At 70.3% G+C, this 24389-nt stretch carries 22 protein-coding genes; 5 read left to right on the top strand and 17 right to left on the bottom strand.

Annotated features, from left to right (window positions below; all coding sequences use genetic code 11):
• Positions 1 to 35 precede the first annotated feature (35 nt).
• Both ACIO52_RS17225 and ACIO52_RS17220 read left to right on the top strand, forming a co-directional pair.
• Positions 36 to 644: a TetR/AcrR family transcriptional regulator gene (locus ACIO52_RS17225; protein WP_218715962.1), complete on the top strand. Its 609-nt coding sequence runs from the start codon at positions 36 to 38 to the stop codon at positions 642 to 644.
• A 107-nt stretch (positions 645 to 751) separates the two neighbouring features.
• Complete coding sequence (locus ACIO52_RS17220; RefSeq protein ID WP_308248320.1) at positions 752 to 1504, top strand: hypothetical protein; 753 nt, start codon at positions 752 to 754, stop codon at positions 1502 to 1504.
• A 3-nt stretch (positions 1505 to 1507) separates the two neighbouring features.
• On the opposite strand, the gene ACIO52_RS17215 is transcribed toward ACIO52_RS17220, so the two are convergent.
• From ACIO52_RS17215 to ACIO52_RS17195, 5 genes are all read right to left on the bottom strand, one after another.
• Positions 1508 to 1861 carry a YbjN domain-containing protein gene (locus ACIO52_RS17215; protein ID WP_255586597.1) on the bottom strand — a complete coding sequence of 118 codons (354 nt, stop codon included), beginning with the start codon at positions 1859 to 1861 and terminating at the stop codon, positions 1508 to 1510.
• Positions 1862 to 1935: 74 nt separating this feature from the next.
• Positions 1936 to 2748, bottom strand: a complete 813-nt coding sequence (locus tag ACIO52_RS17210; RefSeq protein ID WP_218715964.1) for an isoprenyl transferase — start codon at positions 2746 to 2748, stop codon at positions 1936 to 1938.
• 118 nt (positions 2749 to 2866) lie between these two features.
• Entirely contained in the window at positions 2867 to 3643 is a 777-nt protein-coding gene (gene recO, locus ACIO52_RS17205) for a DNA repair protein RecO (RefSeq protein ID WP_218715965.1), read from the bottom strand.
• Between the two features lie 54 nt (positions 3644 to 3697).
• Positions 3698 to 4300 carry a TetR/AcrR family transcriptional regulator gene (locus tag ACIO52_RS17200; RefSeq protein WP_402644843.1) on the bottom strand — a complete coding sequence of 201 codons (603 nt, stop codon included), beginning with the start codon at positions 4298 to 4300 and terminating at the stop codon, positions 3698 to 3700.
• Complete coding sequence (locus ACIO52_RS17195) at positions 4287 to 5153, bottom strand: alpha/beta fold hydrolase (RefSeq protein ID WP_218715967.1); 867 nt, start codon at positions 5151 to 5153, stop codon at positions 4287 to 4289. The genes ACIO52_RS17200 and ACIO52_RS17195 overlap by 14 nt, the downstream gene beginning before the upstream one ends.
• A 150-nt stretch (positions 5154 to 5303) precedes the next feature.
• On the opposite strand from ACIO52_RS17195, the gene ACIO52_RS17190 reads away from it, so the two are divergent.
• Complete coding sequence (locus tag ACIO52_RS17190) at positions 5304 to 6731, top strand: amidase (RefSeq protein ID WP_218715968.1); 1428 nt, start codon at positions 5304 to 5306, stop codon at positions 6729 to 6731.
• Position 6732: 1 nt separating this feature from the next.
• Here ACIO52_RS17190 and ACIO52_RS17185 read toward each other — a convergent pair whose 3' ends face one another.
• From ACIO52_RS17185 to hrcA, 12 genes are all read right to left on the bottom strand, one after another.
• Positions 6733 to 8325, bottom strand: a complete 1593-nt coding sequence (locus ACIO52_RS17185; protein ID WP_402644839.1) for a protein kinase — start codon at positions 8323 to 8325, stop codon at positions 6733 to 6735.
• Positions 8322 to 9530 (bottom strand): hypothetical protein, encoded by a 1209-nt coding sequence (locus ACIO52_RS17180; RefSeq protein WP_402644836.1) that lies wholly within the window; start codon positions 9528 to 9530, stop codon positions 8322 to 8324. Before ACIO52_RS17180 ends, ACIO52_RS17185 begins: the two co-directional genes overlap by 4 nt.
• Positions 9517 to 11211, bottom strand: coding sequence for a serine/threonine-protein kinase (locus ACIO52_RS17175; protein WP_402644833.1), 1695 nt, complete (start codon positions 11209 to 11211; stop codon positions 9517 to 9519). The genes ACIO52_RS17180 and ACIO52_RS17175 overlap by 14 nt, the downstream gene beginning before the upstream one ends.
• Before the next feature lie 158 nt (positions 11212 to 11369).
• Positions 11370 to 14201: an ABC transporter substrate-binding protein gene (locus ACIO52_RS17170; protein ID WP_402644831.1), complete on the bottom strand. Its 2832-nt coding sequence runs from the start codon at positions 14199 to 14201 to the stop codon at positions 11370 to 11372.
• A gap of 90 nt (positions 14202 to 14291) precedes the next feature.
• The gene (gene era, locus ACIO52_RS17165) at positions 14292 to 15197 is read right to left on the bottom strand and encodes a GTPase Era (protein ID WP_316573910.1); all 906 of its coding nucleotides are present in this window, start codon (positions 15195 to 15197) and stop codon (positions 14292 to 14294) included.
• Positions 15190 to 15525, bottom strand: a complete 336-nt coding sequence (locus ACIO52_RS17160; RefSeq protein ID WP_218717359.1) for a cytidine deaminase — start codon at positions 15523 to 15525, stop codon at positions 15190 to 15192. The genes era and ACIO52_RS17160 overlap by 8 nt, the downstream gene beginning before the upstream one ends.
• On the bottom strand, positions 15518 to 16891 hold the full coding sequence (locus tag ACIO52_RS17155) for a hemolysin family protein (RefSeq protein WP_218717360.1): 1374 nt from the start codon (positions 16889 to 16891) through the stop codon (positions 15518 to 15520). Before ACIO52_RS17155 ends, ACIO52_RS17160 begins: the two co-directional genes overlap by 8 nt.
• Complete coding sequence (ybeY, locus tag ACIO52_RS17150; protein ID WP_189033070.1) at positions 16888 to 17442, bottom strand: rRNA maturation RNase YbeY; 555 nt, start codon at positions 17440 to 17442, stop codon at positions 16888 to 16890. Before ybeY ends, ACIO52_RS17155 begins: the two co-directional genes overlap by 4 nt.
• Before the next feature lie 63 nt (positions 17443 to 17505).
• Positions 17506 to 18567 carry a PhoH family protein gene (locus ACIO52_RS17145; protein WP_218717394.1) on the bottom strand — a complete coding sequence of 354 codons (1062 nt, stop codon included), beginning with the start codon at positions 18565 to 18567 and terminating at the stop codon, positions 17506 to 17508.
• Between the two features lie 210 nt (positions 18568 to 18777).
• Positions 18778 to 19518, bottom strand: coding sequence for a 16S rRNA (uracil(1498)-N(3))-methyltransferase (locus ACIO52_RS17140; RefSeq protein WP_218717361.1), 741 nt, complete (start codon positions 19516 to 19518; stop codon positions 18778 to 18780).
• A gap of 4 nt (positions 19519 to 19522) precedes the next feature.
• Positions 19523 to 20677 carry a molecular chaperone DnaJ gene (gene dnaJ, locus ACIO52_RS17135; protein ID WP_218717362.1) on the bottom strand — a complete coding sequence of 385 codons (1155 nt, stop codon included), beginning with the start codon at positions 20675 to 20677 and terminating at the stop codon, positions 19523 to 19525.
• Positions 20678 to 20807: 130 nt separating this feature from the next.
• Positions 20808 to 21842, bottom strand: a complete 1035-nt coding sequence (gene hrcA, locus ACIO52_RS17130) for a heat-inducible transcriptional repressor HrcA (RefSeq protein WP_218717363.1) — start codon at positions 21840 to 21842, stop codon at positions 20808 to 20810.
• 295 nt (positions 21843 to 22137) lie between these two features.
• Between hrcA and ACIO52_RS17125 the strand changes: the two genes are divergently transcribed.
• Positions 22138 to 22536 carry a hypothetical protein gene (locus ACIO52_RS17125; protein WP_316573908.1) on the top strand — a complete coding sequence of 133 codons (399 nt, stop codon included), beginning with the start codon at positions 22138 to 22140 and terminating at the stop codon, positions 22534 to 22536.
• Complete coding sequence (locus tag ACIO52_RS17120; protein WP_402644824.1) at positions 22533 to 24320, top strand: hypothetical protein; 1788 nt, start codon at positions 22533 to 22535, stop codon at positions 24318 to 24320. The genes ACIO52_RS17125 and ACIO52_RS17120 overlap by 4 nt, the downstream gene beginning before the upstream one ends.
• Positions 24321 to 24389 lie beyond the last annotated feature (69 nt).

The following is a 24389-nucleotide window of genomic DNA, read 5'->3' as shown; positions in this document are numbered from 1 at the left end:
CTTGTCAAGAACGGATATTCGTTTTACTTTGAGGCATGCCCCGAGTCAGCGAAGAACACCTCGAACGTCGCAGGCAGCAGATCCTCGACGCCGCGCAGCTCTGCTTCGCCAAGAGGGGTTTCCACGAGACCTCGATGCAGGATGTGTTCGCCGAGGCCGGGTTGTCGGCGGGGGCCGTCTACCGGTACTTCACCAGCAAGAACGAGATCATCGCGGCCCTGGTTCTCCAGACGATGGTGCCGCTGAGGTCGCGGTTGGCCGAGATCATCCGCGCCGAGACGCCGCCGGTGCCCGCCGAAGTCGTCCGGCTGCTCACCACCGAGGTGATCAAGCACAGCGGCGCGGACGGGCCGTTGCGCTTGGCGCCGCAGGCCTGGGCACTGGCACTGGTGCAGCCGGAAGCCGGTCTACCGGTGCGCGAGGGCATCGCCACCATGCGGGATCTGTGGCGCGAATACGTGGTGCGGATGCGCGAGCTCGGCTGGATTCCGGCCGACGCCGATGTCGACGCACTGGCCAAGACCATCATCGGGATCATGCCCGGCTTCATCCTGCAACATCTGCTGCTCGGCGACGTCGATCCGGAAGAGATGGCCAGAGGCGTCGAGGTGCTGCTGCCGATCGACCCGGCCCGGGATCGTTAGAAAGCTCACTGTTACCGACGCCAGGGAACGGGTAGGTTCGGGTGCGGCACAGGTGGGGTTGTGGGGCCACCGAACCGCCGACAATCGATCCGACCAGGGAGTTTCCTGTGGCATTGCACCGACGAACCCTTCGATCACGCGGCATCGCCGCCCTCGCCACCGCGACCGTGGCGGCCGTCCTGCCCGTCGCCGTGGCAGGCACCGCGCAGGCACGCATGATCGGCGGATTCGAGGTGGGCGGCGCGATCGAGATCGAGTACGACCAGGCCGGCGGCCCCGCGCTCGGTGACCCCACCTCCCCCGAATCCGACGCCGCGGCGGGCGGCAAGTACCAGACCTTCGCCAACAACGCGGCGATCTACTGGCACCCCGACACCAACGCCAACACCGTCGCCGGGCAGATCCGCGACAAGTTCGCCGAGCTGGGCAACGAGGGCGGCAAGCTCGGCTATCCGGTCACTCGCGAGGAGTCGACCCCGGGTGGCACCGGCCGCTACAACCACTTCCAGAAGGGGTCGATCTACTGGTCGGTCGGCACCGGCGCGCACCAGATCAGCGGCCCGATCCGGGACAAGTGGGCCGCGCTCGGCTGGGAGTCGAGCCCGCTGGGCTTCCCGCTCAGCGACGTCTCCAAGGCAGGCAAGGGCGACGGCCAGTTCTCGATGTTCCCGACCGGCGCCATCTACTGGTCCTCGTCGACCGGCGCGCACGCGGTGTGGGGCAGCATCCAGGCCGACTGGATCCGGGCGGGCTCCGAAGGCGGCCGCTACGGCTACCCGACCAGCGACGAATACGACTACCAAGGCGGCAAGGCCCAGGATTTCCAGGGCGGCAAGATCACCTGGAAGCCCTCGAACTGACGCCTACGGCGCGAGCAGCCCCTGCCTGGCCCTGCTCGCGCCGGACAGCGTGAGCAGCAGCATGGTGGTCAGCGCCTGATCGTCGAGGCCCTCGGCGGGGAACGTGTAGCGCAGGATGACATCGCCCAGTTTGCCGCGCCCGATCAGGGTGACCGAGCCGAACTGGATCTCGTTGTTGCGCTCGGCGACGCGCTTGTGCAGCTGCGGCTTGAGCGGGCGATCCCAGGCCAGCACGCTGGTCAGCGACAGCACGGTGAGGCCCGGCGCCAGGGTGACCGCGCGGATCGAGCACAGCGCGCCGTCGTATTCGAAGCCGAGCGAGCCGTCGGCGTCGACGCGGACATCGATGTCCTGCATCTGCAGACAGGCGCCGGTGCGCGCCTGCAGGTCCAGTTCGGGTGTGACCACCGCGTCCATCTCGGCTCCGTCGCTCATTTGGTGCCGCCGAAGCGACGATCGCGCTTGGCGTATTCCAGGCACGCGTCCCACAGGTTACGCCGGTCGAAGTCGGGGAAAAGCGTGTCCTGGTAGACGAATTCGGCGTACGCGGCCTGCCAGATGAGGAAGTTCGAGCTGCGGAACTCCCCGGAGGGACGCAGGAACAGGTCGACGTCGGGCATATCGGGTTCGTCGAGGTACCGGGCGACGGTGGCCTCGTCGATCTTCTCCGGATCGATCTCCCCCGCCGCCACCCGGCGCGCGATCTCGCGTGCGGCGTCGGCGATTTCGGCGCGGCCGCCGTAGTTGACGCACATTGTCAGCGTCATCACGTCGTTGTCCTTGGTGAGCTCCTCGGCGATCTCGAGCTCCTTGATCACGCTGCGCCACAGGCGCGGTCGGCGACCGGCCCAGCGCACGCGCACACCCATCTCGTGCATCTCGTCGCGGCGGCGGCGGATCACATCGCGGTTGAAGCCCATCAGGAAGCGCACCTCGTCGGGGCTGCGCCGCCAGTTCTCGGTGGAGAAGGCGTAGGCGGACAGCCACTTGACGCCGATCTCGATACAGCCCTCGACGGAGTCCATGAGCACGGCCTCGCCGCGTTCGTGTCCGGCGGTGCGCGGCAGGCCACGTTCCTGCGCCCAGCGGCCGTTGCCGTCCATCACCAGCGCGACGTGGTTGGGGACCAGCTCCGGCGGGATCGCGGGCGGACGCGCACCGGAGGGATGCGCAGACGGCGGGCGCACGGTGCGGGCGGGCTTGCTCGCGGTGGAGGAGTCACGACGCAGGATCACGGCATCCATCCTGCCTGATCGTCGAGCACGGCCCGCACGGGCTCCGCGGATGGCCCGGATCGAGGGTTGCGGCGGCAGGTGCGCGACCGTTCCGGCCGGACCGGCCCGCTCGCCGCGGTCGGGCCGCTCAGCCGACGCCGCCCGCGACCGAGCGGTACTCGCCCGTATCGGCACGGCTTCGCTCGATCAGCGGCAGCGTGCGCAGCTGCCGTTCCAGATGCCACTGCAGGTGAGCGGCGACCAGGCCGCTGGCCTGTCGGCGGATGTTGTCGGGGACGCCGGCGATGTAGTCCCACTCCCCCTTCAGCAGGGCGACGAGCAGGTCGAGGACCCCCGCGGCCGGGGTGCTCGCGCCCGGCGGCCTGCAGTGCACGCAGACCGCGCCGCCCGCCGCGACATGGAACGCGCGATGCGGGCCCGGCGTCGCGCAGCGGGCGCAGTCGTCCAGGGCGGGCGCCCAACCGGCGAAACCCATGGCGCGCAACAGATACGCGTCGAGGATCAGTTCGTGCGGGCGCTGCTTGGCGGCGATGGCGCGCAGGGCGCTCGCGGTGAGCGCGTGCAGTTTCGGCGCCGGTGCGCGTTCCTCGCCCGCCAGGCGTTCGGCCGTCTCGAGGATCGCGCAGGCGGTGGTGTAGCGGCCGTAGTCGTCGATGATGTCGGCGGCGAACGCCTCGACCGTGGTCACCTGGGTGACGATGTCGAGCGTGCGGCCCGGATGCAGCTGCACGTCGATGTAGGCGAACGGCTCGAGCCGCGCCCCGAACTTCGACTTGGTGCGCCGCACTCCCTTGGCGACCGCGCGCACCAGACCGTGTTGCCTGGTCAGCAGCGTGACGATGCGATCGGCCTCGCCCAGCTTGTGCTGACGGACCACCACCGCCTCATCCCGATACAACCGCACGGCCTCAGTCTTCCACGTCGACCCGACACCGCCACCACGGACACGGCGGGCCGGTCAGTCCCGCCGGAGCAGACCGGCGATGAGCAGCAGCAGGGACTGCTGGGTCTCGGCGCGGGCGCGCTCCGCGTCCTCGGCGTGCGCGACGATGAGCGAGGCTTCGGTGATGGCGCTGAGCAGCAGCTGCGCGAGGACCGGGACCGGGACGGCCGGGACGAGACCGGAGTCGACGGCGCGTTGCAGTTGGCCGGTGATCAGGCCGAGGCCGTGCCGGGATTCGAATTCGCGGAAGGCGGGCCAGCCGAGGACGGTCGGGGCGTCCATCAAGACCACACGCAGTATTTCCGGGCGAGCGCAGATGTCGAGGAAACAGGCCAGACCCGCGGTCATGCCCGCGACGACATCGTCGGGGGCGACGGCGGCGACCGCGCTCGCGATCTCCGCCGTGGCTTCGGTCTCGATCTGCTCGAGTACGGCCAGGAACAGCCCGCGCTTGTCGCCGTAGTGGTGCTGCAGGGCGCCGCGGGTGACACCGGCGGCGGCCACCAGCTGTTCGGCCGAGGTCGCGGCGAAGCCGCGCTCGGCGAACAGGCTGCGGCCTGCCTGCTCGAGCGCGGCTCGGGTGGTGCGGGAGCGATCCTCCTGACTACGGCGCTGCATGCAGCCGAGTGAACTCCACGATCAGTTCGGCGAGCAACTCCGGCCGGTCCTCGGGCACGAAGGTGTAGGAGTCGTCGACGGTACGCAGACTCGCCTTCGGCAGGGCGGTGACGAGCCGCTGCGCCAGTGTCATCGGGAACAGCCGGTCCTCGGTGGACCACACCACCAGCACCGGGAAGTCGACCTCGGCGAAGCGTTCGGCGGCCGCGAGGGTGACCCGGTTGTCCACGCCCGCGGCGAAGCGACGCAGGTCGGCACGGATCGCGGCACTGCGCTGGGCGGGCCCCAGGTAGGACCGTGCGATGTCGGCCGGCAGGTGATGCTTGGTCACCAAGCCGAAGGCGAGCGGCAGCCGCTGCATCGGCTTCCACCGGATCGGCGCGAGCAACGGGGCGACCGCACCGGGCAGTTTCGCCACCTTCAGCAGCGCCGCGAACGGCTGCGGCGGGAAGACCTCGAAGCAGTCGACGGCGGCCAGCACGACCCGGCCGATCCGTTCCGGCCTGCGGGTCATCAGGATCTGGGTGAGCGCGCCGCCGGTGTCGTTGGCGACGACGGTGACGTCGGTCAGGTCGAGCGCGTCGAGGAACTCGGCGATGAGATCCGCGATGCCGGTGGGGGTGAGATCGGCGTCGGGCAGCGGGATCGAGTGCGATCCGAGCGGCCAGTCGGGGGTGAGGCAGCGGTGTCCGGCGGCGACCAGGCCGGGGACCACCCCGCGCCAGAGGTCGGCGTTGACGAGAAGGCCGTGCACGAACACGACCGGCGAGCCGGCGCCGGTGTCGTGATAGCGGATACGGCCGGACGACAGGGCGATCTCGCGCGCCGGGCCGAGTGCTGAGCTGATTCCCATGGGGTCCTCCCCTGGTCGAATGCTGGGCCTCTTCACTGTTACATACATACGGAATGTATGTCTATACCCGAGAAATCCACCCAGGGTATGTGGACGAGCGACCAGCTCGGGGCTACGGTCAACCCCACTACCTGCAGAGACGGAGCTCACATGTCCGCGCCCGACCGCCTCGCGCCGAAGCCCTCGGCCGACCTCGGCCTTTCCGAAATGTCCGCCGCGCTCGCCGACGGCAGCGTCTCCTCCGTCGCGGCCGTGACCGAGGCGCTCGACCGGATCGAGGCCGCGCAGCCGACGCTCAACGCCTTCCGGACCGTCCGCCGCGAGGCCGCGCTCCGGGAAGCCGCCGACGCCGACGCGCGTCTGGCCGCCGGCGAACGGCTGCCGCTGCTCGGCGTGCCGATCGCGGTCAAGGACGACACCGATATCGCCGGGGAGATCACCGCTTTCGGCTGCGGCGGCGAGTTCGCGCCGAAGACGGAGGACGCCGAATCGGTGCGCAGGTTGCGGGCCGCCGGTGCGGTGATCGTGGGCAAGGCCAATACCTGTGAGCTGGGCCAACTCCCGTTCACCAGCGGAGAGGCCTTCGGCCACACTCGCAACCCCTGGGATCGCACGCGCACCCCCGGTGGCTCCTCGGGCGGTTCCGCCGCGGCGGTCGCGGCCGGATTGGTGCCCGCCGCATTGGGTTCCGACGGCGCGGGCTCGGTGCGCATCCCCGCGTCGTGGAACAACCTGGTCGGGATCAAGCCGCAGCGCGGGCGCATCTCCACCTGGCCGCACGCCGAGGCGTTCTACGGGCTCACCGTCAACGGGCCGTTGGCGCGCACCGTCGGCGATGCCGCTCTGCTGCTCGACGTCACCGCCGGACCACACCGCGGCGACCTGCACACCCCGGCGCCGATCGACGCGAGCGCCGCCGTGGGGCGAGACCCCGGCAAGCTCAGAATCGCGCTCTCCCTGCGGATTCCGTTCACGGCGACCAAGACGGCGCTGGACCCGCAGATCGCGGCGGCCGTCCACGCACTGGCGACGACGCTGCGCGGCCTCGGGCACACGGTCACCGTGGCCGACCTGCACTACGGACTGATGATCGGCGCGTCGTTCCTGCCGCGCTCGATGGCGGGGATCGCGCGCGTGCGCGACGCGATGCCGGAGGCGATCGTCGACCCGCGCACCACGGCCAACGCCCGGTTGGGCGGACTGCTCGGCGGTCCCGTGCTCGCGGCCGCACGCCGCGCCGAGCCGTTGCTGCGCACACGGATCGGCGCGTTCTTCGACGACTACGACCTGGTCCTGGCCCCGACCACCGCCACCCCGCCCCCGCGTGCCGAGGAGATCGACGGGATCGGCGTCGGGGCGACCAACGCTCTGATCACTGCCGCCTGTCCCTACACCTGGCCGTGGAATGTCCTGGGCTGGCCGAGCGTGAACGTGCCCGCCGGTTTCACCGACGCCGGACTGCCGATCGGCGCGCAGCTGATGGGTACCGCGAACTCCGAGCCGATGCTGATCTCGCTGGCGGCTCAGCTGGAAGCGGAACTTCGGTGGGAGCGGGCGCGACCCACGCCGTGGTGGTGAGTCAGAACGGGGCGGTCGGCCACCACCGGTCGTAGAGCTCGGCGCCGTTGGTGGCGCCGATAATGCTGACCAGGCAGAAGTTCCGTGCCGGGTCGTCGAATTGGACGACGAGCGCCCCCGACGTGGTGCCCGCGCGCAGACCCGGCATGTTCTGGACGATGAGCCTGCCCCGCCCCGAGGACCGCTCCCAGTTCTCCTCCCGGATCTCGGTCGCTTCCACGAACGGCCGGGCGTTGCTCGGCGTGCGGTCGCCGTTGCAGTACACCGTCATACGTTCCACGGGATCGCGGTCACCGTTGCAGCTGAGCCGGCCGACGCCGTCGTGCTGGTCGAGCGCGATCGGCCGGTGCTCCTTGTCGACGGCCGCGCACCGTGCGCCCTGGTAGCCGCTCGCGAACGGCGTACGCGGGAGCAGCTCGGGCAGGGCACGAACGATGTATTCGTGCGCGCCCCATGCCGATTCGGCAGCCGTGGTCGGCGCCGCCGAGATCGTGGGCGCGGCGGCGGGCGACTCGTCGCGATTCAGCGCGACGGCACCGGCCGCTACCAGCGCGAGGGTGAGTCCGGCCACCGCCCCGGCGGCCAGGAGCCGACGACGGGACACCGGCGCTGTCACGGCGCGGGGCGACGGAGTCGGTGCCCAGGAGTGGCCGACCGGGACACCGGTGGGCGGGGTCCCGGCGGCGGGGCCCGGATGACCGATCGGTCCGCGCGGAGTTCCCGGACCGGCGACGCGCGCCGTCGGCGCCACCGGCGCGCCGAACGCGGCGGCCGCGGCGGCGGCCAGCGCGCCGCAGCTGGAGTACCGGTCGTCGGGATTCTTCGCCATGGCCCGGGCGATCACCGCATCGATCGCCGGCGGCAGCCCCGGGTTCACCTGGGTCGGCCGGGGCGGTGGCTCGGTCAGGTGCGCGTTGATCACCGCGGCGACGGTATCGCGCGGAAACGGCGTGCGGCCGGTGAGCAGTTCGAACAGCGTGCAGCCCAGCGAATACAGATCGGCACGATGATCCACGGCGTCGAGTCGGATCAGTTCCGGCGCCGCGTACGCCAGGGTGGCCAGGAAGGCGCCCGTCTCGGTGAGCGCGGTGCTGTCAGTGCCGGATTTGGCGATGCCGAAGTCCGCGACGAGGACCCGGTCCGGTTCCCCGGGCCGCCTTTCCAGCATCAGATTGGCCGGTTTCACATCACGGTGCAGCAGCCCGGCCCGGTGCGCCGCGTCCAGCCCGGCGGCCGCCTCGGTGACGATGTGCAGCGCGTGCTCCGGGCGGGGCACACCGGCGCGCAGCACCGCCGCGGCGTCGGTCCCCGCGACGTACTGCATCGCGATCCAGAGCGCGCCGTCGACGAGGCCGCGATCGTGCACGGCGACCACATTCGGATGATCGATGCGGGCCGCGAGCTCGGCCTCCCGAATGAACCTCGCCCGGAATTCCGGTGCGCCGCTGTGTGCTTCGCTCAGCACCTTGATCGCGTCCAGCCGCGGCAGCCGCGGATGGCGCGCGGCGTAGACGGTGCCCATCCCGCCGCTGCCGAGGACCCGCTCGATCACGTAGCCGGCGAAGACCGAGCCGGGCCGCAGCCGTGCGGTCATCCGGCGCGCACCAGCAGGCTGTACTGAGCCGCTGCCTTCTGCTTGACCTGCCGCTCCTGCGGCGCGAACACGGTGGCGACGTAGCGGCCGTGCAGCACGCGGCAGGCGTAGCGGACGGCCGGCTGGCCGGTGTCGTCGTCGAGGCACTGGATGTCGGCCAGGCCGGCCGGACCGGTGACGGTCCGCAATCCGTCGGCGGCCAATGATCGGGTCCCGCGATCGAAGGCGCGGCGAGCCTCCACCGCGTCGGGATACCGCATCAGCCCGTCGAAGCCGATCATCGCGAACGCGTCGGCCGAGGACCGCTGCTGCCTGGTGCCGTTCAGGTAGCTCACGTTCGGGCCGTATACGACACCGCTGGCATGCAGCAGCGTCTTACCTCCGGCGATCTGTTCCCGATCGATGAGCAGCACCGCGGGCCGCGACCAGCGCCCCAGCTTCTCGGGGACCAACCGGGTCAGCATCTTCTCGCCGTCGAGCGGCAAGCTCGCGAGCTGGTCGACCGGCGTGGCGACGAATCGATCGAGTTCGGGCAGTTGCGCGTCGAAGGCCTTGCCGATGAGCCCGATCAACGCCGCGGCATCCGGCGTCGGGTGCGTGACCAACACGCTCACCACGAAGGAGCCGCGCGCGACGGTGGCGGCCATGCTCGCCACGGTCGGTCGCCAATGAGCGCGCGCGGCAGCGTAGTTCGGGATGGTGACGGCGACATTGTCGGGGCTGACCGCCGCGTCGGCGGCATCCAGATCGGCGGCGGCCTTGGTGGCGGCGGTGGAATCCGTCATGCGCAGCGCCAGCAGCGACAATCCCCTGGCGCGGGTCGAATCGGTACCGGCGACATGGAATCCGGCGATCATGCCGTACTTGTCGAGCACGGCGCGGGCCTGCTCCGACAGCACACCGGACACCTTGGCCGGGGTCGGCAGCGGCACCGTGGGCTTGGATTCGGCGGGCAGGGACAGGGCGGCGTCGGCCCTGGCCGGATTGATCATCACCTCGCCGATCCGCACCGACTCGATCACCCGGCCCGAGTAGTCGTCGCCGTTCGGCGCCTCCAGCGGAACATGCTGGTAGGTGCCGTAATCCAGCGTCGACAGGTCGACCCGGTCCGGTTTGGGCGTACCCGTCACCGTGCAGCCGGTCAGTGCGAGGGCGGCGAGCAGGGCGGCCGCCCGCAGTGCCGCGCGGGGATCACAGCGGCGCATCGGTCCACCACTTCTCGCGCAGTTCGGCGCCGTTGTCGCCGCCGTTGACATCGATCCGGCAGAACGAGCGCGCCGGTTCGTCGAAGTAGACGTGCAGGAATCCGGTCACGGTCTTGTCCAGTCCGATATTGCTGCCCCAGTGCAGGTTTCCGCTGCCTGAGGGGCGACGCCACTCCTCGTTGCCCTCGACCTGATCGGTGCTGGGCTGCACCAGCATCCGGGAGCGGTCGGTATTGCAGACGACCGTGATCGCGACGGCGGGATCACGATTTCCGCTGCAACTCATCCGCGCGATCGGTCCCGCCTTGTCGGTCGGCACGAAGTCGAACTTCTCGTCGAACATGTAGCAGCCGGTCAGCTCCTGGTAGCCGGCGCCGAAGGGGAAGGCGGGCAGCAGGTCGGGGAAAGTATCGGCCACGAAGCTGTAGGCGCCCCACGCGGTCGCCGGTGGCAGCGGGGGCGGTGAGGTGGTCACGGCCGTCCGCGATGCCGAACCGTCGGGGCCGGAGGTGAGCAATACCGCCGTCGCGAGGCCGAGGACGACGACCACCGCGGCCGCCACCTGGACGGAGCGACGGCGGATCAGCCTGCCCAGCGGCGTCCGGCGGCGCAGCAGCGCCGCGGTGAACGGGTCGGCCGCGGGCATCGGGGCGGGCGGCCAGGAACCGCCGAAGCCCGAACCGGCGGGCAAGGACGGACCGGACCGCTCCTGGGCCGGGGCGTCCTGCACCGACGGCTGCGCCCGCACCGGGGCACCAGCGGTGGCGACGGGAATCGGTTGGTCGGGAGCGGAGATGGCCGTCGACGACGCCGGGTGCCCCGCGGCCGGCGGCAGCGCGCGCCCGTCCATCGCGGCGCGAGCGGCCGCGGCCAGCTCGCCGCAGGAGGCGAACCGCTGCGCCGGGTCCTTCGCCATCGCCTTCGCGATCACGGCGTCGCACTCGGCAGGCAGCTCCGGCCGGATCGACGACGGTCGCGGCGGTGGCTCGTGCAGATGCGCGTACATCATGGCCGCGGGCGTCTGCCGGACGAACGGCACTGTACCGACCAGCAATTGGAACAGGGAGCAGCCGAGGGCGTAGACGTCGGCGCGCAGGTCGACCCGGTCACCGCTCAGTTGCTCGGGCGCGACATAGGACAGGGTCGCGGTGAGTCCGCCGCCCGCGGACAGCGTCGCGGTGTCCTCGGCGCGGCGCGCGATCCCGAAGTCGGTGACCAGCACCCGGTCGGCGTGCCCCGGCTCCTCGGCCACCAGGATGTTGGCCGGTTTCACGTCGCGATGCACGAGTCCGGCCCGGTGCACCGCGTCGAGTCCGCGCGCCGCCTCGCCGATGATGCGCACCGCTCGCGCCGGATCGAGACCCGTCGGGGCGGTGCGGACGAGTTCGGCGGCGTCGGAACCGGCGACGTACTGGGTGGCGATCCAGAGTTTGCCGTCGGTCTCCCCGCGATCGCGCACGGCGACGAGGTTCGGATGGGTCAGCGTGGCGGCGAGTTCGGCCTCGCGCAGGAACCTGGCGCGGAACTCGGGGTCGGCGGCGTGGTCGTCGGCGAGGATCTTGAGCGCGTCGTGTCGGGGCAGCCGCGGATGGCGGGCCAGGTAGACGGTGCCCATGCCACCGGCGCCCAATCGCCGTTCGATCAGATACCCGGCGAACTCCGCGCCCTCTGCGATACTCACCCGCCCCGGTCTCCCACGGTCACAGCACTACCGGGACCCTTCCGGCAGCGTTTCCGAATCGGTCGCCGCTGAAGCCGGTCCCCACCCGGAGGTCATGTTCGAGCGACTATAACAGCACGAATCCGGCGGTGCGGTCCGGGAATTCCGGCATTACCGCACTAGCGCCCCGGTTCAGCCCAGCTCTCGAGATCGCTCTTGGTCCCCGCCGGGCAGCCGTCCTGACCGCTCTGGCGCGGGAACATCATCAGGCAGCGTTGCGGACCGGGCCCGCCGACCGCCGTGGTGACCAGTACCGCGATCGACGAGCCGTCCGCGACGCGCCGCGTCGAGAAGCCCAGGGTGCCGGTGACGCCGCGATAGTCGCTCTCGCGCAACTGCACCGCGATGGCGGTGCGGTTCGGCGGCAGGTCGGCGAGCACACCCCGGCTGGCGCGCACGGCCTGCAGGAACAGGCCGCTCACGTCGAACGCGAGACCGGTGCGGTCACCCGCCCAGGTCGGGCGGTAGTCGGCCAGTTCCGGGTAGCCGCGCAGGTCCTCGATGAGTCCGGCCAGTTCGACGCACAGCTGCTCGTGTTCGAAGGGCACCGGCTGATTGCCGAGTTTGCCCACGCCGCTGACACAGTCGGCGCCGCCGAGCATCACCGGCGCGGCCTTGGCCACATAGCGCACCGTCAGGTTGGCGGGCAGCGCGGCGGTGGCCTTGGGGTCGGTGATCAGCCGGGTGACCGCGTCGTTGCCGAGGATCGCCGGACCCGCGCCGCTCAGACAGCCGCGACTGACCGCTTTGGCGAAGGTGGGGAAATCGTCGTTGCGGCCCGCGAAGAACAGCAGGGTGCGCCGGTCGGCACCCTCGGTCTCACACGGTGCGGGGAAGCGGTAGAGCTGTTGCTGTTCGCGCCAGCTCAGACTCTGCTGGGCGACACCGCGGGTGCTGAGCTCGGCCTGCAGATCGGCGACCAGTGTGGTCACGTACAGGTCGTCGGCGGCTTCCGGGTGGTAGATCGTCACCTTGTCGTAGCGGGCGGTGCCGTTCGCCTCGCGCGCGCCCTGGACGTAGTCGGCGACCAGCCGGGCCTGCACGGTATTGCTCGGCGCCGCTTGGAAATACAGGGGCGAGGCCTGGTCGAGCCCGTCGGCGGACAGCGTCGTCGCGACCGCGGGCACGCCCAGTTCACCGAGCCGGGCGATCGCCGCGCGGGTCTCGTCGGTACTGCGATCGATGCCGACCACGCCGAGCACGCTGGGATCGTCGGCCACCAGACCGCGCAGCGCGTGCTCGACCACCCAGGTCGCCTGGCGCATGTCGGAGCCGCCGTTGGCGACGACGACACGCAACAACGGTTCGGACTCGTCGGAGGCCAGCAGGGCGCGGCGCTGCTGCACCGCGAGCCCGGCCAGCTCCTCGACCTGGGCGTGCGGGTAGCGCACGTTGGTGTCGGCATAGCTGAGACCGGCGAAGTACACCAGCGAGACCAGCGGCCGGTTGGGGTTGCTCTCGCGGGCCTGCACGGCCGCTTCGTTGAGCCGGAACACCTCGCGCTGCATCGCCGTCAGCTCGGGATCGTCGGCGAAGAGCTGCGCGGTGTTGTCGCTGTAGCCCACACACTCACCGTCGCGCAGGCTCACCGAGACCCCGCCGGTCCACGGCCACTGCGAGCACGGCGCGCCACGCAGCGGCGGGAAGTAGACCAGCGCGGCGGCGATGGCCAGCGCGATCGGGATGAGCACGCACAGGCCGACGAACCAGCTGCGCGCCGCCATCGGCGGTGCGGGCGGCAGCGCGAGACCGCGGAAGCGCGGGTCGCTGATCCGCGGCGGGGTGTCGGCGGGCAGCAGCGCGCGCAGCGGCAGGAACCAGGCGTCGGCCTGCCGGTGGGTGCGCCGGTTGTCGATCTCGCGCACCCAGCTCTGCAACGGGTCCGGCGGTTGCGACGACGGCTGATCGGCCAGACTCTCCAGGGTGCGCAGGGTGCGCAGCTCGCCGATGTCGCCGAGTTCACCGACCTCCCGATTCGGGCCCTCGTCGCGGAAGGCGACGAGCACCAGCGGATCGAAATGGCCGGTCTCGTTCCTGATCTCGTTGATCCAGGTGAGGATGCGCGCGCCGTCGCTACCCTCGGCGAGCCCGCCGAGCAGCGCGACCGGGTAGGCGGTGCGCCGCCAGCTCGACGGCCGCCAGATCCGGCGCCGATACGCGTCGCGCAGATCCTCGAGGAACGCGTGGATGAGCAGTTTGGCGACCTGCTCCTCGTTCTCGTCGACCCGGTGCGAGGCGGTCAGGCGGGACGCGAAACCCAGGAAGCTGCCGGACAATTCGGGTGCGAGGTAGCGCTGGTGCAGGAACCACCTGGTCACCTTCGACATCCCGGGAATGCGCCCGGACACCCACAGCCACAGCCGCAGGACCGGCCACAGCGCGAGCACCCCGAACACCACCCGCGAGATCGTGTCGCCCGCGACGCCTTCGGCGGTGTCGGAGCGGCTCGTCGGCGATCCGCTGCGCAGCAGTTTCGGCAGGCGGCGCCGCAATTCGTCGGGCGCCTCGGACTCGTCGCTGGTGACCCGTTGGCGCGTCAGCCAATCGGCGGTGCGGTAGCGCGGGAACTTGATCGCGCCCATCGCGGTGTCGTCGGCGGCGAAGCCCGCGACGAGCTGCTGGATGATCGGCAGACAATGCCCGGCGATCTCCTGATCGTCGTGCGAGCTGACCGCGCTGAGATCGGGCGTGAGCGCGGTGCGCGGCAGGTCCGGCGCGTGCAGATCGATCTTGGCGCGCGGCGTCGCCCGCCTGCCCCCCGATTCGCCCAGCCAGCTGTAGAGGTCGGCGACCAGCGCGGAATGCCCCTGTACCCCGACCAGTTCGACGATCGGCCGGGGCAGCGTGCGGCGTCCGCGCAGCAGCGTGCGCAGCACTCGCGGCTTGGTGTCGGGGATTTCCAGCGCCCGCAGCAACTCCAGCAGCTTGCCGACATCATTGGCATCGGGCACTTCGACGGCCTCCCCGGGCGATCAGCGAGCACGCCGGGCACTGTCGGCGTATTCGCCGAACGATACCCCGTACCGCCGACGCTCAAACGGTCAAAAGCCCAGCTTCCCCAGCTGTTTCGGATCGCGCTGCCAGTCCTTGGCCACCTTCACGTGCAGGTTCAGGTAGATCCGGGTACCCAGGATGTGCTCGATCTGCTTGCGGGCGTTGGTGCCGACCTCCTTGAGGCGGGAACCGTTCTTGCCGATGATGATCGCCTTCTGGCTCGGCCGTTCGACATACAGCAGGGCATGCACCTCGAGCATGTCCTCGTTGGCCTCGTAGGGCTGGATCTCCTCGATCACCACGGCCAGCGAGTGCGGCAACTCGTCGCGCACGCCCTCGAGCGCGGCCTCGCGGATCAGCTCGGCCATGAGGGTTTCCTCGGGCTCGTCGGTGATCTCGCCGTCGGGGTAGAACGCCGGGCCCTCGGGCATCTTCGAGGCGATGACATCGACGAGCACCTCGACCTGTTCGCCCTTGACCGCCGACACCGGAACCACCTCGGCCTCGGGACCGAGCAGTTTCGAGACGGCCATCAGCTGATGGGCGACCTGATCGCGACCCACCTTGTCGATCTTGGTGACCACACCGAGCACGGTGGTCTTGGGCGCCATCATCTTGATCTGCTCGACGATCCAGCGGTCACCGGGGCCGATCTTCTCATCGGCCGGGATGCACAGGGCGATGACGTCGACCTCGGAGTAGGTGTCGCGCACGAGATCGTTGAGGCGTTGGCCGAGCAGGGTCCGCGGACGGTGCAGGCCGGGGGTGTCGACCAGGATCAGCTGGGCGTGGTCGCGGTGCACGATGCCGCGGATGGTGTGCCGGGTGGTCTGCGGGCGCGAGGAGGTGATCGCGATCTTGGTGCCGACCAGGGCGTTGGTCAGCGTCGACTTGCCGGTGTTCGGACGGCCGACGAAACAGACGAAGCCGGAACGGAATTCCTTCTCAGCCACCGTGCACCTCGCTCAGCACGGCGCCGGCGCGATCGGTGCGGATCACCGCGGCCGACGGGGAGACCTCGCGCACCGCGGCGATGCCCGCGTCCTCGGCGTCACCGCCGACGACGACCGCCGCCTCGAAACCCTCCGCACCGCTGGAGATCGCGGCGGCCACCGCGGCCTGCAACGCGGTCAGGCGCAGCGCGGTCAGCGCCACCGCGCCCGCGGCGTAGGTACGACCATCGGTGTCGCGGATGGCGGCACCGCTCGCGCCGCCGGTGCGGCCCAGCGCGCCCCGGGCCAGCACCAGCAGCTTGTTGTCTTCGGCGTCCAGTTCACTCATCGGTCTCTCCGTTGTCGTCGGGCACGGTGACCTCCGTCGGCGCGGTGCCGTTGGTGGTCTGCTCGGTGCCGTTGGTCTTGCCCTTGCGGGACTTGTCGGTCTTCTTGTCCTTGTCGGCCTCGCGGCGCACCAGCACGGTGTTCACCCGCATCCGCCCGCGCGCGTCGGCGCCGCCCTCACCGCGCAGGACCAGCCCGTAGACGGTCACCTTCGACCCGGGCAGCGGGACGCGCCCCAGCTCGTGGGCCAGCAGCCCACCCACGGTGTCGACGTCCTCGTCCTCGATGTCGAGGCCGTACAGCTCGCCCAGGTCCTCCACCGACAACCGCGCCGACACCCGATAGCGGCCGTCGCCCAGGTCCTCCACCGGCGGGGTCTCGTCGGTGTCGTACTCGTCGGCGATCTCGCCGACGATCTCCTCGAGCACGTCCTCGATGGTCACCAGGCCCGCGATGCCGCCGTACTCGTCGATCAGCAGCGCCATGTGGTTGCGGCGACGCTGCATCTCGTCGAGCAGATCGTCGAGCGGCTTGGAGTCGGGAATGAACACCGCGGGGCGCATGACCTCGCGCACGGTCACCTTGCGGCTGCGATCGGCGTACGGGACAAGGTCTTTCAGGTACACCACGCCGAGCACGTCGTCGACGTTCTCGCCGACCACCGGGATCCGGGAGTGCCCGGACCGCACCGCCAGCGACATCGCCTGGGCCGCGGTCTTGTCGGCCTCGATCCACACCATCTCGGTGCGCGGCACCATCACCGCGCGGGCGGCGGTGTCACCGAGCTCGAACACCGACTGGATCATCCGGCGTTCGTCGTCGGCGACCACGCCGCGCTCGCGGGCCATGTCGACGACTTCGCGCAGCTCGATCTCGGAAGCGAAGGGGCCGTTGCGAAATCCCTTACCCGGGGTGATCGCGTTGCCGAGCAGAATCAGCACTCTGCTCACCGGGCCGAGCAGCGCGCCGATGATCTGTAGCGGCACCGCGGCGCCGAGCGCGATCGAATAGGCGTGCTGGCGGCCCAGCGTTCGCGGACCGACGCCGATCACCACGTAGGAGACGACGACCATGACCGCGGCGGCCACCAGCAGTGCCGTGCCCGCGCTCCACAGCTCGAGGGTCGCGGCGGCGAGCAGGACGGTGGCGGTGATCTCGCACAGAATGCGCAGCAGCACCATGAGATTGACGTACCGAGGGCGGTCGTCGACGATCTTGCGCAGCCGCGCGGCGCCGGGCCGTTCCTCGCGGACCATGTCGTCGAGCCGGGCGCGCGAGACCGTGTTCAACGCCGAGTCCACCCCGGCGAATACCCCGCCGAGCCCGATCAGCAGGATCGCCAGCAGGATCTGGGTCAGTGAGGTCACGCGGGTCCCAGTGCGTCACCCGGTGCGGTGAAACCTGCCTTGCCGAGGAGTTGGGCATCCCGCTCGGCCAGTTCGGCGCGTCGCTGTTCCTCGCGCAGGCTCACGTACCACTCCTCGAGCAGCTGGGCCTGCAGCGCGAACATCTCCTTCTCCTCCTCCGGCTCGGCGTGGTCGTAGCCGAGCAGGTGGAGCACGCCGTGCACGGTGAGCAGTGCCAGCTCGTGATCGAGGGAATGGCCGGCCTTCTGCGCCTGCCCCATCGCGAACTCGGGACAGAGCACGATGTCACCGAGCATCGACGGGCCGGGCTCGGGGCTGTCGGGACGACCGCCCGGCTCCAGCTCGTCCATCGGGAACGACATCACGTCGGTCGGGCCGGGCAGGTCCATCCAGCGCACGTGCAGGTCGGCCATGGTGTCGAGATCGACGAGCACCATCGAAAGCTCGGCGGCGGGATGCACGTCCATCCGGCCGATGACGAAACGTGCGACGCTGACCAGGTCTTCTTCGGGGACGTCCATGCCCGATTCGTTGGCGATCTCGATGCTCACCTGTTCAGGGTACGGTGCCGACCCGACGCCGCCGGGAGCGGCATCGGGCCAGCGTGGCGTGAGTTACCCCCGGTTCGCACGCCCGGCGGCGCGCCGCTGCGCCCGGTTGCCCGGGTAGTGCGGGCCGGGCACCGCGCGGGTGTCGGACTCGAACCGGTCGTAGGCGTCGACGATGTCGGAGACCAGCCGGTGCCGCACCACATCGGCGCTGGTGAGCTCCGAGAAATGGATGTCGTCGATGTCGACGAGGATCTCCGCCGCCGCGCGCAGGCCCGAGCGCTGCCCGTTGGGCAGGTCGACCTGCGAGATGTCACCGGTGACGACCATCTTCGAACCGAAGCCGAGACGGGTCAGGAACATCTTCATCTGCTCGGCCGTGGTGTTCTGCGCCTCGTCGAGGATGATGAACGAGTCGTTGAGGCTGCGGCCACGCATATAGGCCAGCGGCGCGACCTCGATGACGCCGGAGGCGAGCAGCTTGGGGATCGCTTCCGGGTCCATCATGTCGTGCAGCGCGTCGTAGAGCGGCCGCAGATACGGGTCGATCTTGTCGTTGAGGGTGCCGGGCAGGAAGCCCAGCCGCTCGCCGGCTTCGACCGCGGGCCTGGTCAGGATGATGCGGGTGACCTGCTTGGACTGCAGGGCCTGCACCGCCTTGGCCATCGCCAGGTAGGTCTTGCCGGTACCGGCGGGACCGATGCCGAACACGATCGTGTTGGCGTCGATCGCGTCGACGTAGCGCTTCTGGTTCAGCGTCTTGGGCCGGATGGTCTTGCCGCGGCGCGACAGGATGTCCAGGCTCAGCACCTCGGCGGGCGATTCGGACACGCCTTCGGTGAGCATCGAGACGGTGTGCCGGACCGCTTCGGGGGTGATCACCCGATTGCGGCCGGTCAGCGCCACGAGCTGCTCGATGACGCGCTCGGCCAGCGCCACATCGCCCGCCTTACCGGTGATGGTGACAGTGTTGCCGCGGACGTGGATGTCGGCCGGGAGAAGCTTCTCCAGCTGACGGAGATTCTGGTCGGCCGAGCCGAGGAACGGGAAAACAGACTCCGGCGCGAGTTCGATGCTGGAACGCACTGTTCGCGCTGCGGGACCCGCGTTGTTTCCGCCTGCGCCGATGCCTGATACGGGGTTGGTGGGGTCGCCGATCTCGCCTGAGTTCTTCAAAAGTGGCTATGGCCTGCTTCCGGTCTCGACTGTGTGTTCGATGAGCTCAGTTTAACGCGCGGCACCGACACCGCCCAGCGATATAACGGCGGGATCGGCCGAACCGCGATCGACCGGTGATCGCAGGTCACGAGCGGAAGGCGGCGGACGGGGGGCCGTGATCTACCAGCGCGGGGTAAGCGCGCCGAGGGCTCCCAGCGCCACCGCGGCGGCCGTGGAAGTGCGCAGCACGGTCGGGCCGAGCAACACGGGGTCGGCGCCCGCCTCGGCCAGGGCGGCCAGTTCGGCGTCGTCGAGGCCGCCCTCGGGACCCACGATCAGGACGACCTCGCGCGCCGCGGCCAGCGGCAGCTCGGTGAACTTGCCAGCGCCGGATTCGTGCAGGGCGGCGACGATCGCGCCCTCGGCCTTGGCCCTGCGCACCAGTTCCACCAGGTCGCGAGTGCGGTGCAGGTCGGCGACCTCGGGAATGTAGGCCCGCCGGGACTGCCGGGCGGCGGACTTGGCCGCGGCGCGCCACTTCTCGACGCCCTTGGCGGCCTTGGCTTCCCAGTTCGAGACGCACCTCGCCGCCTGCCACGGCACGATGACGTCGGCGCCGGCCTCGGTCATCAACTCGACGGCCAGCTCCGACCGATCCGACTTGGGCAGCGCCTGCACCACGGTCACCCGCGGGGTCACCGGCGGGGCGATCCGCCGGTGGTGCACCGCGAGTTCGAGCCGGTCCTTCTGGGCCGCGACGACTTCCGATTCGGCCAGCACACCGCGTCCGTCGGACAGGGTGATCGGCTCGCCGACCTTGATCCGGCGCACGGTCGCCGCGTGCCTGCCCTCCGGACCGTCCAGGACGGCGACGACACCCGGCTCGGGCACCTCGTCGAGGTAGAAGACCGTCGCGGCCACGGCCTCAGCGTCCGCTGAAGGAGGCGCGCAGCCGGGCGAACAGGCCGCTGTTGTGCTCGGACTGCGACGACATCACCTCGGCGCGATCCTTGTCACGCAGGCCCTTGAACTTGCGCAGCAGATCGGTCTGCTTGCCGTCCAGCTTGGTCGGCACGACGATGTCGAGGTGCGCGAGCAGGTCGCCACGGGCGCCCGAACGCAGCCGGGGCATGCCGTGGGCGCGCAGCTGGATGATCTCGCCGGGCTGGGTGCCCGCCGCGATGGTGAGCTCGGTCGGGCCGTCGAGGATGGTGTCCACGACGACCGTGGTGCCCAGGATCGCGTCCACCATCGGGACCCGGACGGTGCAGTGCAGGTCGTCGCCGTCACGGACGAAGGTGTCGTGCGGCTGCTCGACGACCTCGACGTAGAGGTCGCCGGCGTGGCCGCCACCGGGGCCGACCTCGCCCTGCGCGGCAAGGCGCACGCGCATGCCGTTGGCGACACCGGCCGGGATCGGCGCGGCGATCTCGCGACGCGCGCGGACACGGCCGTCACCACCACACTTGTGGCAGGGATCGGGGATGGTCTCGCCCGCGCCGCGGCAGGTCGGGCAGGGACGCGAGGTGAGCACCTGGCCCAGGAAGGACCGCTGCACCGACTGCACCTCACCGGCACCGTCACAGGTCTCACAGCGCACCGGCTTGGAGTTGCCGTTGGTGCCCGCGCCCTGACAGATGTCGCAGAGGATGGCGGTGTCGACGGTCAGATGCTTGGTGACGCCGACCGCGCATTCGGCCAGGCTCAGCCGGGTGCGGATCAGTGAGTCGGCGCCGGGCTGGACGCGGCCGCGCGGCTTGCGCGCGCCACCACCCTGGCCACTCATGCCGCCGAAGAACGCTTCGAAGACGTCACCCAGACCGCCGAAGCCCGCGCCGTTGAAACCGGCTCCACCGCCGCCACTTTCGAGCGGGTCACCACCGAGGTCGACGATCCGGCGCTTCTCCGGGTCGGTCAGTACCTCGTAGGCGGTCGAAACTTCCTTGAACTTGGCCTGGGCGGCCTCGTCCGGGTTCACGTCGGGGTGCAGTTCGCGGGCCAGTTTGCGGTAGGCGCGCTTGAGCTCCTGGTCGGTGGCGTTCTTGCCGACGCCGAGCAGTCCGTAGTAATCCCGTGCCACTGTGAGTTCTCTAGTCCTTGGTCGCTGTGGTCCAGCCGAGCGCCGGGCGCATCCTTAGTCGAATCCACTCAACTTTACCGGCCGAAGTACCGACCTTAACAGTTGCGGTTCGGGCCGATTCCGGCCCTCGTCACCTTTCGGCCAGTACCTCGCCGATGTAGCGGGCGACGGTCGCCACCGAGGCCATCGTCCCCGGATAATCCATGCGGGTCGGGCCGAGCACACCCATGCCGCCGAGCACCGCGCCCGCCGCGCCGTAGCCGGTGGACACCACCGAGGTGCCGCGCATCTGCTCGACCTGGGTCTCCTCGCCGATCTGCACCATGACCTGGCCCGGCTGCTGCGCCGCGGCCAGCAGCTTCAGCACGATGACCTGTTCCTCGAGTGCTTCCAGCACGGTCCGCAGCGAGCCGGGGAAACCGAAATCGGCGACATTGCGGGTGAGGTTGGCCGTGCCACCGAGGACCAGCCGTTCCTCGGGATGCTCCACCAGGGTCTCCACCAGCACCGTGGAGACCCGGACGAGCACGTCTTTGATCTTGGCGGGCGCTCGCTCCGGCAGGCCGGCCACCGAGGCGCTGGCCACCGACAGCAGCTTGCCGTCCATGGCGCCACCGAGCAGGCCGCGCACGGCGGCGAGATCGTCGTCGGAGATGACCGCGCCGAGGTCGACGATGCGCTGATCGACCCGGCCGGTGTCGGTGATCACCACCAGCAGCAGGCGCGCCGGATTGAGCGCGACGACCTCGATGTGCCGAACGATCGACGCCGACACCGTGGGGTACTGCACGACCGCCACTTGACGGGTGAGCTGGGCCAGCAGGCGCACGCCGCGACGCAGGACGTCGTCGAGATCGACGCCGGATTCGAGGAACTCCATGATCGCACGCCGCTCGGCGCCCGAGAGGGGCTTCACCTCGGCGATCCGGTCGACGAACTCGCGATACCCCTTGTCGGTGGGAATGCGGCCCGAGCTGGTGTGCGGCTGGGTGATGTACCCCTCGGCCTCCAGCACGGCCATGTCGTTGCGGATCGTGGCACTGGAAACACCCAGGTGGTGCCGTTCCACGAGCGACTTGGAGCCGATCGGTTCCTTGGTGGCGACGTAGTCCGCGACGATCGCTCGCAGGACCTCGAATCGCCGATCCTCGGTGCTCGACGCCATCGACCCCACCTCCTCGCTCGTGCCGGGTACGTCATCGGCCCGCGTGTACCGCTGTGTTCGACGCACAGACTCGCACGCGGACGCTCGCAGCGTCTCGTTGTCCAGTCTAATTGTCCAGTCCCGGATCGCCCGCTCACATGGTCGTGCCGGAGCGGAGTTGTGCACAGGCCGCGGTTTGTCCACAGGTGGCACGTTGGGTCTGGTACCGCCGTCGACAGCGGCGTACGTTCGGCACTGATTCAGCTGTTTACCAGCGTTTTTCGGGTGTCCACGGCGGGCGGGGAGGGGCTTTGTGATGCAGCGGAACGGCAGCGACGGCGCCACGGGGGTGGCGCTGAATCCGGCGGAGTTCGCCGGATTCGATCGTGGGTGTGCGGAGTTCTTGCGCGTGATCGGCCAGCTCATCGCGCTGGCCGGGGAGATCGGCGCGCGGACGCGATGGGGTCTGGGTGAGGACGACGCGAGGTTGATCTCCGCGGCCACCGTCGTGGCCCGGCTGCGCGCCAAGGCCGACGGCGACGCGAACAGCATCGCCGCGGTGCTGGCGGCTCATGCCGACATCGTCGCCGACCTCCGGTCCGCGTGCCGGTCCGCGCGGGACGAGCTGATACGCACCGACGACGACTGGGCCGGACAGGTCGGCGCGGCCGAAACCGATGCGGGACAACCAACTTTCCGGCAGCGACTGCCATGACCGGGCACGAGCCGCGCACGATTCCCGACGGCGGTGAGAACGCCTGGAATTGGCGTCACGCGCAGATCGTGGCGGCGTTCACCTCGCGCGAGGTGACCGACGCGGTCACGCAGGCGGATCGGTTCGAACGGATCGCGGCACGGTGGGCCGAGGGGGTGGACGCCTTCGAACGAGCCGTGCACGGCTCGTTCGCGACGGCATGGGCGGGAGTGGCGGCCGAGGCGGCCGAGGCGGCCGTGCGCGCGTATGTGACGCAGGCGCGGGAGTTGACGCCGGCACTGCTGGAGCTTCCGGGCCTGGTCCGGGCCGCGGCCGAGGCGATCGTCGCCACGAAGTACGCGATCCCCGAGCTGGTCGTGGACGGCGCGGGAACCTCGATCTCCTCGATGAGCGTCGGGGGCGAGTCTCCGATGCTGCCACCGATGGGTGAGGCAGCCATGTCGCCGATGAGCGGGGCCGCCGCGCATCCGATGTCACCGATGGACGCGGCAACCGCACATCGTGCGGCAGCGTCCGCGGAGGAGAACGCGAGGATCGCGATGCGGGAGCGATATGTGGTGCCGTTCGGTGCTATCGACGGCAGGATTCCGGTGCTGCCCATGCCGATTCGACGGTGCGTTTCCGACATATATTCCGGCCGACAGTGGGTGATCGTCGGGAGTTCGAACCGCGAGAACGCGCTGCCGACGGGAGGCAACCACCCGCCGACGATGAGTGGCGACCACGCGCTTCCGACGCGCAGCGACCCGCCGGCGACGGGAACCGCCCGCGCACAGCCGACAGCAGGCAACCACCCAGCAGCGACGGGTAGCGACCACCAGGGCTCGGTGGAAGGCGAGGATTCCGTGTCGGCGAGTGGTGGGACGAGTTCCTCAGCGACCACAGCGGCCCGGCCGGTTCAGGTCTCGTCACCGGGCATCGGCGCGGCGGACGATAGGGCGACGAGCGATGGCACGGCGGATGACAGCGGCTCGACGATCGGAAGGTCGACGGTCACCGACTCGGCGGCGGACTGGCGTGGCTCTGACACGGAGACGCCGGGGTGGAGTGGCCCTGGCTCGGAGCTGGCAGGGTGGGGTGATCCGGGCTCGGAGGTCGAGGATCGGGGTGCGTTCGGATCGGGCGACGACCTGGGTCCGGACGTGGAGTCGGTGGCGGGGTCCACCGTGGTGTCGTCGTCGAGTGCGGGCGTGAGTACCGCGTTCTCGGGGGCGCCCGGCGGTCCGGGGTTTTCGCAACCGGGTGGTCCGGGAGTGGCTTCTTCAGTGCCCGCGCTCCCGGGTATCGAGGGATCGGCGACTTCGCTCGGCCGCGCCGCCCTCGACCTCAGCGACAGCAGGGCTGGATCGTCGATGCCGGCGACCGCGGTGGGAGATCGTCCGGCGGCCGGCACTCACTACCGGCCGGCACACGACGGCGCCTTCCTCCATCCGGGAGGGCGCAGTGGGGCGGGGGCAGGCATCGGTCCTGTGGACAACGGCGCCTTCGGTCGTCCGGAAGCCGGACGGAGCGTGCCCGGGGCGGTGGGTCCGGTCATCGGCGCGAATCCGCCGACTGTCCCGGCGCCGACCCGTGGACTCGATCGGTGGTACTACGCCGGACCATTGGGGCCCGGGCTGCCACCGACCGGTGAGACGGAGCGCGCGGTGCCGGAATACCTGATCACGCAGGCGAATACCGACGCACTCCTCGGCGACAGGCGGCCGACGGTGGTCGGGGGCGTGATCGGTGGCGCGGACGGCGGCGGGCCCGACGCGCAGCACGCGGCCTCGGCTCGGGTCTGACCATGTCAGTGAGCCGAAGGCATCGAGTCTGTGCGGCCGATCCGGTCGGCCGCCGGCTCGGACCGCCCG

The sequence above is a fragment of the Nocardia sp. NPDC087230 genome (genome assembly GCF_044744725.1).
GTDB classification, from domain to species: Bacteria; Actinomycetota; Actinomycetes; order Mycobacteriales; family Mycobacteriaceae; genus Nocardia; species Nocardia canadensis.
This window is presented reverse-complemented; position numbering and strand designations above follow the sequence as displayed.